The 14,331-nt window shown below is 51.9% G+C and carries 4 protein-coding genes, 5 tRNA genes, 4 rRNA genes and 1 other annotated feature; all 13 genes read left to right on the forward strand.

What is annotated here, in order from left to right; genetic code table 11:
• Nucleotides 1–38: 38 nt before the first annotated feature.
• Nucleotides 39–893, forward strand: coding sequence for a DNA-3-methyladenine glycosylase (locus tag KUF54_RS17260; protein WP_219344097.1), 855 nt, complete (start codon nucleotides 39–41; stop codon nucleotides 891–893).
• A 60-nt stretch (nucleotides 894–953) separates the two neighbouring features.
• Nucleotides 954–1,931, forward strand: a complete 978-nt coding sequence (locus tag KUF54_RS17265) for an acetyl-CoA carboxylase carboxyltransferase subunit alpha (RefSeq protein ID WP_219344099.1) — start codon at nucleotides 954–956, stop codon at nucleotides 1,929–1,931.
• Nucleotides 1,932–2,096: 165 nt separating this feature from the next.
• Nucleotides 2,097–3,101, forward strand: a complete 1,005-nt coding sequence (gene tilS / locus KUF54_RS17270) for a tRNA lysidine(34) synthetase TilS (RefSeq protein ID WP_219344101.1) — start codon at nucleotides 2,097–2,099, stop codon at nucleotides 3,099–3,101.
• 94 nt (nucleotides 3,102–3,195) lie between these two features.
• Entirely contained in the window at nucleotides 3,196–4,461 is a 1,266-nt protein-coding gene (locus KUF54_RS17275) for an aspartate kinase (RefSeq protein ID WP_219344103.1), read from the forward strand.
• Nucleotides 4,462–4,515: 54 nt separating this feature from the next.
• A tRNA-Ser gene (locus KUF54_RS17280) sits at nucleotides 4,516–4,608 on the forward strand.
• 348 nt (nucleotides 4,609–4,956) lie between these two features.
• Nucleotides 4,957–6,489: ribosomal RNA gene (locus KUF54_RS17285) — 16S ribosomal RNA — on the forward strand.
• Between the two features lie 103 nt (nucleotides 6,490–6,592).
• A tRNA-Ile gene (locus KUF54_RS17290) sits at nucleotides 6,593–6,669 on the forward strand.
• A 40-nt stretch (nucleotides 6,670–6,709) separates the two neighbouring features.
• Nucleotides 6,710–6,785, forward strand: a tRNA-Ala gene (locus KUF54_RS17295).
• 416 nt (nucleotides 6,786–7,201) lie between these two features.
• A 23S ribosomal RNA gene (locus KUF54_RS17300) occupies nucleotides 7,202–10,081 on the forward strand.
• Nucleotides 10,082–10,263: 182 nt separating this feature from the next.
• A 5S ribosomal RNA gene (gene rrf, locus KUF54_RS17305) occupies nucleotides 10,264–10,376 on the forward strand.
• Nucleotides 10,377–10,728: 352 nt separating this feature from the next.
• Nucleotides 10,729–12,261: ribosomal RNA gene (locus KUF54_RS17310) — 16S ribosomal RNA — on the forward strand.
• Together the 16S, 23S and 5S rRNA genes with 5 tRNA genes alongside form the textbook arrangement of a ribosomal RNA operon.
• 103 nt (nucleotides 12,262–12,364) lie before the next feature.
• Nucleotides 12,365–12,441: transfer RNA gene (locus KUF54_RS17315), tRNA-Ile, on the forward strand.
• A gap of 40 nt (nucleotides 12,442–12,481) precedes the next feature.
• Nucleotides 12,482–12,557, forward strand: a tRNA-Ala gene (locus KUF54_RS17320).
• A gap of 416 nt (nucleotides 12,558–12,973) precedes the next feature.
• Nucleotides 12,974–14,331: a sequence feature (23S ribosomal RNA rRNA prediction is too short), on the forward strand.

Raw genomic sequence — 14,331 nt, forward strand, 5'->3', positions numbered from 1 at the left:
GTGCCAATGTGCACTGTGCCTGCTGCGAAGGGCCGTGCATGAGCGCGGTCAAGCATCTGGACACCATGGATTTTGAGCAGCTGCCTTTGGTGGCTGATCTGCCTGTCCCCATGGGCCCTGCAGCGCCTCTGCCTGTGGCTCCTTTGGGTGCCTCTGGTGTGGTGTCCCATTCTGAATCTGAGGTTGCAGCTAATAAAGCGGCAGCCAAGCCCGCCGTGGCTAAAGCGCCAGCGCCCAAGGTCCATCTGGCTTTGCCTGAAGGCGTTCCCGCGTACTGGGAAGAGGCTTGCCGCCAGCTCATGCGCCGTGATCGCGTGCTCAAACGCTTGATTCCGCAACTCAGCAGCCAAGCGCTGCTGCCAAGCGGTCAGGAGCATTGCTCGGACCAGGCCTTCACCACGTTGGCTCGCTCTATCGTGGGTCAGCAAATTTCGGCCAAATCCGCCAAGACGCTGTGGAACAAGTTTGCCAAGCTGCTCGTTGAGATGCAGCCTGAGCAAGTGCTCAAGCTCAAGGTGGACGATATGCGCGGCGCGGGTTTGTCGGCGCGCAAGGTGGACTATTTGGTCGATCTGGCGCTGCACTTCACCGAAAATCGCCTGCGCATGGCGCAGTGGCCTGAGATGGGTGATGACGAAATCATTGCCGAGCTCATGTCCATTCGCGGTCTCAGTCGCTGGACGGCTGAGAACTTTTTGATTTACTACCTGGCACGCCCCAATGTGCTGGCGCTGGATGATCCCGGTTTGATACAGGGCATCTCGCTTAATTATTTTTCGGGCGACCCTGTCAGTCGCAGTGACGCCCGTGAGGTCGCCGAGGCTTGGAAACCGTGGTGCACGGTGGCAACTTGGTATATTTGGCGCTCGCTCGAAGCGCAGCCTGTGGCTTGATGACATCTATCCACTGGCCGATTGCAAGTGTTGCAACAGGCTGGCACAAGGAGAAATACGTTGGCAAAAAAGAACTTTCTGGATTTTGAGCAGCCTATTGCAGAACTCGAAACCAAAATTGAAGAACTGCGTTATGTGCAGACCGAAAGCGCAGTCGATATCTCGGAAGAGATTGATCAGCTGAGCAAAAAAAGTCAGCAGCTGACCAAGGACATCTACAGTGATCTGACCCCTTGGAAGATTACCAAGATTGCCCGTCATACGGAGCGCCCTTACACGCTCGACTATGTGCGTGAGTGCTTTACCGACTTTGTCGAAATGCACGGTGATCGTCACTTTGCGGATGACCAGTCCATCATCGGCGGTCTGGCCCGCTTCAACGGCCAGCCTTGCATGGTGATTGGCCACCAAAAGGGCCGCGACACCAAGGAGCGCACACTGCGCAACTTTGGTATGACGCGCCCTGAGGGCTACCGCAAGTCTTTGCGTCTGATGAAGACGGCTGAGAAGTTCAAGCTGCCCGTTTTCACCTTTGTGGACACCCCCGGCGCCTTCCCCGGCATTGACGCGGAAGAGCGTGGTCAATCCGAAGCGATTGGTCGCAACATCTATGAGATGGCTCAGCTGCAAACCCCCATCATCACCACCATCATCGGTGAAGGTGGCTCGGGTGGCGCGCTGGCGATTGCGGTGGCTGATCAAGTGCTCATGCTGCAGTACTCCGTGTACTCCGTCATCAGCCCTGAAGGCTGCGCTTCCATTCTGTGGAAGACAGGCGAAAAGGCTCAAGAAGCGGCGGACGCCATGGGTATCACTGCTCACCGCCTGAAGGCGCTGGGTCTGGTCGACAAGATCGTCAACGAGCCCGTGGGTGGCGCACACCGCGATACCAAGCAAATGGGCGCTTTCCTCAAGCGAGCCCTGGGCGATGCTATGCGTCAGCTGTCTGATCTGAAGCCCAAAGAGCTGCAAGACCGCCGCTACGAGCGTATTCAGAGCTACGGCAAGTTCTCTGATACCAAGGCGGATAACAGCTAAGCCGCTGCTTAGTGGTTACTTGCGCACAATGGCTCCTTCGGGAGCCATTTGCTTTTGTGCTTGTTTCCCGCTGGGTAATGCTGAATTTTTAAGTGAAATTGGCCTCTAGTCCTTATGTTTCCTTGACTAGTTGCTATCGAAATATGAATCTGGAGTCTATTTGCAATGCAAACCAAGTCTGATGCTGACTTGTTGAGCGCTTCGTCTGCGCAGGTCGATGCTGCGATTGCCGCTTTCCATCCGCCTTTGCCGCTGGCGGTGGCGTTAAGCGGTGGTGCTGACTCAACCGCCTTGCTGCTGGCTTGCCATGCGCGCTGGCCGGGGCAGGTGAGGGCGATTCATGTGCACCACGGTTTGCAGGCAGCGGCCGATGATTTTCAAAAGCATTGCGAGCAGTTGTGCGCTCAGCACGGCATTGCGCTCAAGGTCTGCGCGATTGATGCGAGAAATGCAGCCGGTCAAAGCCCGGAAGATGCAGCCCGTCAAGGACGGTACCAAGCGCTGATTCATGCCGCTCAGCAAGATTGGCTGGCAGTGGATGGCGTAGCGCAAGAGCCTGTGCGCTCTATGGCGCTGGCTCAGCATGCCGACGATCAGGTGGAGACTTTGCTGCTGGCGCTGTCACGCGGCGCTGGGGTGGCGGGCTTGGCGGCCATGCCTGCGCATTGGCAGCGGGCGCAGCTTGAATGGTTTAGGCCTTTGTTGGCGGCGCCTGCTCGAACCCTCAGAGATTGGCTGCGTGTTCGTGGTGTGAGTTGGGTTGAAGACCCGACCAATACTGATGAAACCTACACGCGCAACCGCATCCGTGCGCAATTGCTTCCGGTATTGGAACAGGTCTTTCCGCAGTTTCGCAGCACGTTTGCTCGCAGCAGTGCGCATTGCGCACAAGCGTCTGAATTGCTCGATGAGCAGGCGGCGGCTGATTCTCTGGCGGTAGGTATTCCTCCGTCTATTAAGGCGTTGCAGGCTTTAAATGCGGTGCGATTGGGCAATGTTCTGCGCTATTGGCTGCGCTCTAGCTATGGCACAACACCTACGGCGGCCCAGCTTTCGCAGCTCATGCATCAGCTGAGGGTTTGTACTACACGAGGGCACCGTATCCATATCAAGGTGGGGCGGGGCTTTGTTGAGCGCCGGGGTGCGGCTCTTGATTGGTACAATTCCTAGGTTTTGGTCTTCTTACTTGCACGAAAAATCGCCGGCGCGCCAAAACCTCTGTGACCTGCGCCGTGGCAGCTGTTTCGTCACCCTTTAGTATCCAATGGCACTGATCGTTCATAAATACGGCGGCACCTCGATGGGCTCGACAGAGCGCATCCGCAATGTCGCCAAGCGCGTGGCTAAGTGGGCTCGGGCAGGTCACCAGTTGGTGGTTGTTCCCAGCGCCATGAGTGGCGAAACCAATCGTCTGCTGGGTTTGGCCAGCGAATTGGCTCCCAGTCAAGCCAAGAATTCCTACTACCGTGAGCTCGACATGCTGGCCTCCACAGGCGAGCAAGTGTCGTCAGCCCTGCTGGCGATTGCTTTGCAGGCTGAAGGTGTTGAGTCCGTCAGCTACGCTGGCTGGCAAGTACCGGTGCGCACAGACAGCAGCTTCACCAAGGCTCGCATTGAATCCATTGACGATAAGCGTGTTCGCGCTGATCTGGATGCAGGCCGAGTGGTGATCGTGACGGGCTTTCAGGGTATCGATCCTGATGGCAACATCACGACGCTGGGTCGTGGCGGCTCTGACACCTCGGCTGTGGCTGTGGCCGCAGCGCTGAAGGCTGCTGAAGTGCTGATCTACACCGATGTGGATGGTGTCTACACCACCGACCCCCGTGTGGTGTCTGCGGCTAAGCGCCTGGGTACCGTGAGCTTCGAGGAAATGCTGGAAATGGCAAGCCTTGGCTCCAAGGTGCTGCAGATCCGCTCCGTAGAGTTTGCTGGCAAGTACAAAGTGCCTATGCGCGTGCTCTCTAGCTTCACCCCTTGGGACATCGATCTGCAAGAAGAAGCCAAGTCCGGCACCCTGATTACTTTTGAGGAAGACGAAAAAATGGAAAAGGCTGTCGTATCCGGCATCGCATTTAACCGTGGTGAAGCCAAGATCTCCGTGCTGGGCGTGCCCGACACCCCCGGTATCGCTGCTGGCATCCTGGGCCCAGTGGCTGATGCCAACATCGAAGTCGATGTGATCATCCAGAACATCTCTAAAGACGGTAAGACTGACTTCAGCTTCACCGTTAGCCAAGGTGACTACCAGCGTGCGCTGGAGTTGCTGAGCGAAAAAGTAGCTCCTGCTCTGGGCGCTTCTGAAGTAGTGGGCAATCCCAACATCGCCAAGGTCAGCATCGTTGGTATCGGCATGCGTAGCCACGTAGGCGTTGCATCGACGATGTTCCGCACTTTGAGTAAGGAAGGCGTGAACATTCAGATGATCTCTACTTCTGAAATCAAGACTTCGGTCGTGATCGACGAGAAGTACCTGGAATTGGCTGTGCGCTCCTTGCACACAGCCTTCGGTTTGGATAAAACGGAATAATTTTTGCGACTTTTCAAAAACGTCTCAAAAAGCTGCTTACAATAGCGACATACTGGAAACGTGACCGAGTGGCCGAAGGTGCTCCCCTGCTAAGGGAGTATGGGGTGTAGAGCCTCATCGAGGGTTCGAATCCCTCCGTTTCCGCCAAATCAAAGAAAAAGCCGAAAGGCTTTTTCTTTTTGTTAGAGCTCTCCAAGAGCTCTAACAAAAGGTTTCAAGAATCTTTGATTTGAGTGCCCTAAAGTGGTGCTACAATCCAATGCTTCGCTGATCACAGCAAGCAACGAAATTCAAGTGGTTTTAAAGCTGTTTGAGTTCTCAGATCCTTAAAAAAATACAGCCGATAAGTGTGGGCGTTTGATGGCAAGCAGCCAGTTCTTCGGAACAAAACTCTTCGGAGTATCAAGCGCTCACGAAAACAGTAATTATGGAAGAATTTATTCTTCTTAATTCCGTCAAGTGAGTGAGCAGTCGAAAGACTTTAAATTCAAGATCGAACTATAGAGTTTGATCCTGGCTCAGATTGAACGCTGGCGGCATGCTTTACACATGCAAGTCGAACGGTAACAGGTCTTCGGATGCTGACGAGTGGCGAACGGGTGAGTAATACATCGGAACGTGCCTAGTAGTGGGGGATAACTACTCGAAAGAGTAGCTAATACCGCATGAGATCTACGGATGAAAGCAGGGGACCTTCGGGCCTTGTGCTACTAGAGCGGCTGATGGCAGATTAGGTAGTTGGTGGGGTAAAGGCTCACCAAGCCTGCGATCTGTAGCTGGTCTGAGAGGACGACCAGCCACACTGGAACTGAGACACGGTCCAGACTCCTACGGGAGGCAGCAGTGGGGAATTTTGGACAATGGGCGAAAGCCTGATCCAGCAATGCCGCGTGCAGGATGAAGGCCTTCGGGTTGTAAACTGCTTTTGTACGGAACGAAAAGCTCTGGGCTAATACCCCGGAGTCATGACGGTACCGTAAGAATAAGCACCGGCTAACTACGTGCCAGCAGCCGCGGTAATACGTAGGGTGCAAGCGTTAATCGGAATTACTGGGCGTAAAGCGTGCGCAGGCGGTTTTGTAAGACAGTGGTGAAATCCCCGGGCTCAACCTGGGAACTGCCATTGTGACTGCAAAGCTAGAGTACGGTAGAGGGGGATGGAATTCCGCGTGTAGCAGTGAAATGCGTAGATATGCGGAGGAACACCGATGGCGAAGGCAATCCCCTGGACCTGTACTGACGCTCATGCACGAAAGCGTGGGGAGCAAACAGGATTAGATACCCTGGTAGTCCACGCCCTAAACGATGTCAACTGGTTGTTGGGTCTTAACTGACTCAGTAACGAAGCTAACGCGTGAAGTTGACCGCCTGGGGAGTACGGCCGCAAGGTTGAAACTCAAAGGAATTGACGGGGACCCGCACAAGCGGTGGATGATGTGGTTTAATTCGATGCAACGCGAAAAACCTTACCCACCTTTGACATGTACGGAAGTTACCAGAGATGGTTTCGTGCTCGAAAGAGAACCGTAACACAGGTGCTGCATGGCTGTCGTCAGCTCGTGTCGTGAGATGTTGGGTTAAGTCCCGCAACGAGCGCAACCCTTGCCATTAGTTGCTACATTTAGTTGAGCACTCTAATGGGACTGCCGGTGACAAACCGGAGGAAGGTGGGGATGACGTCAAGTCCTCATGGCCCTTATAGGTGGGGCTACACACGTCATACAATGGCTGGTACAAAGAGTTGCCAACCCGCGAGGGGGAGCTAATCTCATAAAGCCAGTCGTAGTCCGGATCGCAGTCTGCAACTCGACTGCGTGAAGTCGGAATCGCTAGTAATCGTGGATCAGAATGTCACGGTGAATACGTTCCCGGGTCTTGTACACACCGCCCGTCACACCATGGGAGCGGGTCTCGCCAGAAGTAGGTAGCCTAACCGCAAGGAGGGCGCTTACCACGGCGGGGTTCGTGACTGGGGTGAAGTCGTAACAAGGTAGCCGTATCGGAAGGTGCGGCTGGATCACCTCCTTTCTGGAAAAATGCTGCTTTAAGTTGAACGTCCACACTTATCGGTTGTTGGAACAAGCCAAAACGGGTTTGTATTGAGAAATCGATGCGAGCAAGAAATTGGAATGGGTCTGTAGCTCAGCTGGTTAGAGCACTGTGTTGATAACGCAGGGGTCGTTGGTTCGAGCCCAACTAGACCCACCAGTACTTCGGTACTGAATCCAACATCTGGATTGACAATCCCGGGGGATTAGCTCAGCTGGGAGAGCACCTGCTTTGCAAGCAGGGGGTCGTCGGTTCGATCCCGTCATCCTCCACCAGGTTAAAAATGATAGCGTCCAGTGATGCTATAATCGTGGGCTCAGCAAGTGCTACAAAGCATGGGTTGAGAAGGCGAAAACAGAAATTCAATATAAAAGCAGTCTGAAGCAGACTGCTTTTATATTGATCTTTGATCAATAGGCTGTTCTTTAAAAATTCATAGAGTCGAAATCAGCGTTGCTGGTGGAAAGCATTAACCAAGGTTAATGCACCGTGCCATCAGCAACTTTTTGATTGCGTCAAAACAAATATTTTGCGAAAGCAAAGATATTTAGTAATGACGAATATTCTCAAAGCTGTGTCGAAAGATACAGCCAAAGATATTCACATTACGGCATAACGCGTGAGGTGTAAGACCTCACCAGTCTTTGAAGTTCTAGAGCTTTGTGTTTCGCAAGAGACGTCAAAGTTATAGGGTCAAGTGACTAAGAGCATATGGTGGATGCCTTGGCGATGATAGGCGACGAAAGACGTGATAGCCTGCGATAAGCTTCGGGGAGCTGGCAAATAAGCTTTGATCCGGAGATTTCTGAATGGGGGAACCCACCTAGCAATAGGTATCGCATACTGAATTCATAGGTATGCGAAGCGAACCTGGAGAACTGAAACATCTAAGTACCCAGAGGAAAAGACATCAACCGAGATTCCGATAGTAGTGGCGAGCGAATTCGGAAGAGCCTTGCAGTGATAGTCGACCGGTTAACAAAATGGCATGGAAAGGCCAACCATAGTGGGTGATAGTCCCGTATGTGAAAACCGATCGGTGGTACTAGGCTGCAGACAAGTAGGGCGGGGCACGAGAAACCCTGTCTGAATATAGGGGGACCATCCTCTAAGGCTAAATACTCATCATCGACCGATAGTGAACCAGTACCGTGAGGGAAAGGCGAAAAGAACCCCGGGAGGGGAGTGAAATAGATCCTGAAACCGTATGCTTACAAAAAGTAGGAGCCTCGTAAGGGGTGACTGCGTACCTTTTGTATAATGGGTCAGCGACTTACATTCAGTGGCAAGCTTAACCGAATAGGGGAGGCGCAGAGAAATCGAGTCCGAATAGGGCGAACAGTCGCTGGGTGTAGACCCGAAACCAAGTGATCTATCCATGGCCAGGATGAAGGTGCCGTAACAGGTACTGGAGGTCCGAACCCACTAATGTTGCAAAATTAGGGGATGAGCTGTGGATAGGGGTGAAAGGCTAAACAAACTTGGAAATAGCTGGTTCTCTCCGAAAACTATTTAGGTAGTGCCTCAAGTATTACCGTCGGGGGTAGAGCACTGTTTAGGCTAGGGGGTCATGGCGACTTACCAAACCTATGCAAACTCCGAATACCGACGAGTACAGCTTGGGAGACAGAGCACCGGGTGCTAACGTCCGGACTCAAGAGGGAAACAACCCAGACCGCCAGCTAAGGTCCCTAAAATTGGCTAAGTGGGAAACGAAGTGGGAAGGCTAAAACAGTCAGGATGTTGGCTTAGAAGCAGCCATCATTTAAAGAAAGCGTAATAGCTCACTGATCGAGTCGTCCTGCGCGGAAGATGTAACGGGGCTAAGCCAGTTACCGAAGCTGCGGATGTGCAATTTATTGCACGTGGTAGGAGAGCGTTCTGTAAGCCTGTGAAGGTGTCTGGAGACGGATGCTGGAGGTATCAGAAGTGCGAATGCTGACATGAGTAGCGTTAAAGGGGGTGAAAAGCCCCCTCGCCGTAAGCGCAAGGTTTCCTACGCAACGTTCATCGGCGTAGGGTGAGTCGGCCCCTAAGGCGAGGCAGAGATGCGTAGCTGATGGGAAACAGGTCAATATTCCTGTACCGATCAATAGTGCGATGTGGGGACGGAGAAGGTTAGCTCAGCCAACTGTTGGATATGTTGGTTCAAGCGTGTAGTCGTGCTCTTTAGGCAAATCCGGAGAGCTAAGATGAGGCGTGATAACGAGTGTGCTTGCACACGAAGTGAGTGATACCCTGCTTCCAGGAAAAGCCACTAAGCTTCAGCTATTGACGACCGTACCGCAAACCGACACTGGTGCGCGAGATGAGTATTCTAAGGCGCTTGAGAGAACTCAGGAGAAGGAACTCGGCAAATTAACACCGTAACTTCGGGAGAAGGTGTGCCCTAAGTCAGTGAAGTTGAACAAACGGAGCTAAAAAGGGCTGCAAAAAATTGGTGGCTGCGACTGTTTAATAAAAACACAGCACTCTGCAAACACGAAAGTGGACGTATAGGGTGTGACGCCTGCCCGGTGCTGGAAGATTAAATGATGGGGTGCAAGCTCTTGATTGAAGTCCCAGTAAACGGCGGCCGTAACTATAACGGTCCTAAGGTAGCGAAATTCCTTGTCGGGTAAGTTCCGACCTGCACGAATGGCGTAACGATGGCCACACTGTCTCCTCCTGAGACTCAGCGAAGTTGAAATGTTTGTGATGATGCAATCTCCCCGCGGAAAGACGGAAAGACCCCATGAACCTTTACTGTAGCTTTGTATTGGACTTTGAACGGATCTGTGTAGGATAGGTGGGAGGCTTTGAAGTGTGGTCGCTAGATCACATGGAGCCAACGTTGAAATACCACCCTGGTGCGTTTGAGGTTCTAACCTTGGTCCATTATCTGGATCGGGGACAGTGCATGGTAGGCAGTTTGACTGGGGCGGTCTCCTCCCAAAGCGTAACGGAGGAGTTCGAAGGTACGCTAGTTACGGTCGGACATCGTGACGATAGTGCAATGGCATAAGCGTGCTTAACTGCGAGACTGACAAGTCGAGCAGATGCGAAAGCAGGACATAGTGATCCGGTGGTTCTGTATGGAAGGGCCATCGCTCAACGGATAAAAGGTACTCTGGGGATAACAGGCTGATACCGCCCAAGAGTTCATATCGACGGCGGTGTTTGGCACCTCGATGTCGGCTCATCTCATCCTGGGGCTGTAGTCGGTCCCAAGGGTATGGCTGTTCGCCATTTAAAGAGGTACGTGAGCTGGGTTTAAAACGTCGTGAGACAGTTTGGTCCCTATCTTCCGTGGGCGCTGCAGATTTGAGGAAGCCTGCTCCTAGTACGAGAGGACCGGAGTGGACACACCTCTGGTGTACCTGTTGTCACGCCAGTGGCATCGCAGGGTAGCTAAGTGTGGAAGAGATAACCGCTGAAAGCATCTAAGCGGGAAACTCGTTTCAAGATGAGATCTGCCGGGGCCTTGAGCCCCCTGAAGGGTCGTTGTAGACCACGACGTTGATAGGCTGGGTGTGGAAGCGCAGTAATGCGTTAAGCTAACCAGTACTAATTGCCCGAGAGGCTTGACCCTATAACTTTGGGTTTAGCTCAGAAAATAAAAGACAGAATGAATTGTGAAAACGATCATTCAAGTTATGCCAAATAGGCGCAATCGAATAAGCTGATTAAGACTCTATGAATTCGTTGGATTGAAAGCAATCGATTAAGAAGTTAATCGAGAAAATAAGCGATCGATCTGACAAAAAGTTTATGCCTGATGACCATAGCAAGTTGGTACCACTCCTTCCCATCCCGAACAGGACCGTGAAACGACTTAGCGCCGATGATAGTGCGGGTTCCCGTGTGAAAGTAGGTCATCGTCAGGCTCTTACGCCAAAACGCCTGGCTCACGCCAGGCGTTTTCTTCTCTCTCTTCGCAAGAGGGGTGAGAAGAAAACGCAAAAACGTTTTAAAAGTACTGTGAAAACAGTGCTACAATCTAAGGCTTCGCTGATCACAGCAAGCAACGAAATTCAAGTGGTTTTAAAGCTGTTTGAGTTCTCAGATCCTTAAAAAAATACAGCCGATAAGTGTGGGCGTTTGATGGCAAGCAGCCAGTTCTTCGGAACAAAACTCTTCGGAGTATCAAGCGCTCACGAAAACAGTAATTATGGAAGAATTTATTCTTCTTAATTCCGTCAAGTGAGTGAGCAGTCGAAAGACTTTAAATTCAAGATCGAACTATAGAGTTTGATCCTGGCTCAGATTGAACGCTGGCGGCATGCTTTACACATGCAAGTCGAACGGTAACAGGTCTTCGGATGCTGACGAGTGGCGAACGGGTGAGTAATACATCGGAACGTGCCTAGTAGTGGGGGATAACTACTCGAAAGAGTAGCTAATACCGCATGAGATCTACGGATGAAAGCAGGGGACCTTCGGGCCTTGTGCTACTAGAGCGGCTGATGGCAGATTAGGTAGTTGGTGGGGTAAAGGCTCACCAAGCCTGCGATCTGTAGCTGGTCTGAGAGGACGACCAGCCACACTGGAACTGAGACACGGTCCAGACTCCTACGGGAGGCAGCAGTGGGGAATTTTGGACAATGGGCGAAAGCCTGATCCAGCAATGCCGCGTGCAGGATGAAGGCCTTCGGGTTGTAAACTGCTTTTGTACGGAACGAAAAGCTCTGGGCTAATACCCCGGAGTCATGACGGTACCGTAAGAATAAGCACCGGCTAACTACGTGCCAGCAGCCGCGGTAATACGTAGGGTGCAAGCGTTAATCGGAATTACTGGGCGTAAAGCGTGCGCAGGCGGTTTTGTAAGACAGTGGTGAAATCCCCGGGCTCAACCTGGGAACTGCCATTGTGACTGCAAAGCTAGAGTACGGTAGAGGGGGATGGAATTCCGCGTGTAGCAGTGAAATGCGTAGATATGCGGAGGAACACCGATGGCGAAGGCAATCCCCTGGACCTGTACTGACGCTCATGCACGAAAGCGTGGGGAGCAAACAGGATTAGATACCCTGGTAGTCCACGCCCTAAACGATGTCAACTGGTTGTTGGGTCTTAACTGACTCAGTAACGAAGCTAACGCGTGAAGTTGACCGCCTGGGGAGTACGGCCGCAAGGTTGAAACTCAAAGGAATTGACGGGGACCCGCACAAGCGGTGGATGATGTGGTTTAATTCGATGCAACGCGAAAAACCTTACCCACCTTTGACATGTACGGAAGTTACCAGAGATGGTTTCGTGCTCGAAAGAGAACCGTAACACAGGTGCTGCATGGCTGTCGTCAGCTCGTGTCGTGAGATGTTGGGTTAAGTCCCGCAACGAGCGCAACCCTTGCCATTAGTTGCTACATTTAGTTGAGCACTCTAATGGGACTGCCGGTGACAAACCGGAGGAAGGTGGGGATGACGTCAAGTCCTCATGGCCCTTATAGGTGGGGCTACACACGTCATACAATGGCTGGTACAAAGAGTTGCCAACCCGCGAGGGGGAGCTAATCTCATAAAGCCAGTCGTAGTCCGGATCGCAGTCTGCAACTCGACTGCGTGAAGTCGGAATCGCTAGTAATCGTGGATCAGAATGTCACGGTGAATACGTTCCCGGGTCTTGTACACACCGCCCGTCACACCATGGGAGCGGGTCTCGCCAGAAGTAGGTAGCCTAACCGCAAGGAGGGCGCTTACCACGGCGGGGTTCGTGACTGGGGTGAAGTCGTAACAAGGTAGCCGTATCGGAAGGTGCGGCTGGATCACCTCCTTTCTGGAAAAATGCTGCTTTAAGTTGAACGTCCACACTTATCGGTTGTTGGAACAAGCCAAAACGGGTTTGTATTGAGAAATCGATGCGAGCAAGAAATTGGAATGGGTCTGTAGCTCAGCTGGTTAGAGCACTGTGTTGATAACGCAGGGGTCGTTGGTTCGAGCCCAACTAGACCCACCAGTACTTCGGTACTGAATCCAACATCTGGATTGACAATCCCGGGGGATTAGCTCAGCTGGGAGAGCACCTGCTTTGCAAGCAGGGGGTCGTCGGTTCGATCCCGTCATCCTCCACCAGGTTAAAAATGATAGCGTCCAGTGATGCTATAATCGTGGGCTCAGCAAGTGCTACAAAGCATGGGTTGAGAAGGCGAAAACAGAAATTCAATATAAAAGCAGTCTGAAGCAGACTGCTTTTATATTGATCTTTGATCAATAGGCTGTTCTTTAAAAATTCATAGAGTCGAAATCAGCGTTGCTGGTGGAAAGCATTAACCAAGGTTAATGCACCGTGCCATCAGCAACTTTTTGATTGCGTCAAAACAAATATTTTGCGAAAGCAAAGATATTTAGTAATGACGAATATTCTCAAAGCTGTGTCGAAAGATACAGCCAAAGATATTCACATTACGGCATAACGCGTGAGGTGTAAGACCTCACCAGTCTTTGAAGTTCTAGAGCTTTGTGTTTCGCAAGAGACGTCAAAGTTATAGGGTCAAGTGACTAAGAGCATATGGTGGATGCCTTGGCGATGATAGGCGACGAAAGACGTGATAGCCTGCGATAAGCTTCGGGGAGCTGGCAAATAAGCTTTGATCCGGAGATTTCTGAATGGGGGAACCCACCTAGCAATAGGTATCGCATACTGAATTCATAGGTATGCGAAGCGAACCTGGAGAACTGAAACATCTAAGTACCCAGAGGAAAAGACATCAACCGAGATTCCGATAGTAGTGGCGAGCGAATTCGGAAGAGCCTTGCAGTGATAGTCGACCGGTTAACAAAATGGCATGGAAAGGCCAACCATAGTGGGTGATAGTCCCGTATGTGAAAACCGATCGGTGGTACTAGGCTGCAGACAAGTAGGGCGGGGCACGAGAAACCCTGTCTGAATATAGGGGACCATCCTCTAAGGCTAAATACTCATCATCGACCGATAGTGAACCAGTACCGTGAGGGAAAGGCGAAAAGAACCCCGGGAGGGGAGTGAAATAGATCCTGAAACCGTATGCTTACAAAAAGTAGGAGCCTCGTAAGGGGTGACTGCGTACCTTTTGTATAATGGGTCAGCGACTTACATTCAGTGGCAAGCTTAACCGAATAGGGGAGGCGCAGAGAAATCGAGTCCGAATAGGGCGAACAGTCGCTGGGTGTAGACCCGAAACCAAGTGATCTATCCATGGCCAGGATGAAGGTGCCGTAACAGGTACTGGAGGTCCGAACCCACTAATGTTGCAAAATTAGGGGATGAGCTGTGGATAGGGGTGAAAGGCTAAACAAACTTGGAAATAGCTGGTTCTCTCCGAAAACTATTTAGGTAGTGCCTCAAGTATTACCGTCGGGGGTAGAGCACTGTTTAGGCTAGGGGGTCATGGCGACTTACCAAACCTATGCAAACTCCGAATACCGACGAGTACAGCTTGGGAGACAGAGCACCGGGTGCTAACGTCCGGACTCAAGAGGGAAACAACCCAGACCGCCAGCTAAGGTCCCTAAAATTGGCTAAGTGGGAAACGAAGTGGGAAGGCTAAAACAGTCAGGATGTTGGCTTAGAAGCAGCCATCATTTAAAGAAAGCGTAATAGCTCACTGATCGAGTCGTCCTGCGCGGAAGATGTAACGGGGCTAAGCCAGTTACCGAAGCTGCGGATGTGCAATTTATTGCACGTGGTAGGAGAGCGTTCTGTAAGCCTGTGAAGGTGTCTGGAGACGGATGCTGGAGGTATCAGAAGTGCGAATGCTGACATGAGTAGCGTTAAAGGGGGTGAAAAGCCCCCTCGCCGTAAGCGCAAGGTTTCCTACGCAACGTTCATCGGCGTAGGGTGAGTCGGCCCTAAGGCGAGGCAGAGATG

It is taken from the genome of Comamonas sp. Y33R10-2, from assembly GCF_019355935.1.
Classification (GTDB): domain Bacteria; phylum Pseudomonadota; class Gammaproteobacteria; order Burkholderiales; family Burkholderiaceae_C; genus Comamonas.

Excerpts from the sequence above, each read along its gene's own strand:
- KUF54_RS17260 (WP_219344097.1), top strand. The coding sequence starts at position 39 with ATGAGCGCGGTCAAGCATCTGGACACCATGGATTTTGAGCAGCTGCCT.
- KUF54_RS17275 (WP_219344103.1), top strand. The coding sequence starts at position 3,196 with ATGGCACTGATCGTTCATAAATACGGCGGCACCTCGATGGGCTCGACA.
- tilS (WP_219344101.1), top strand. The coding sequence starts at position 2,097 with ATGCAAACCAAGTCTGATGCTGACTTGTTGAGCGCTTCGTCTGCGCAG.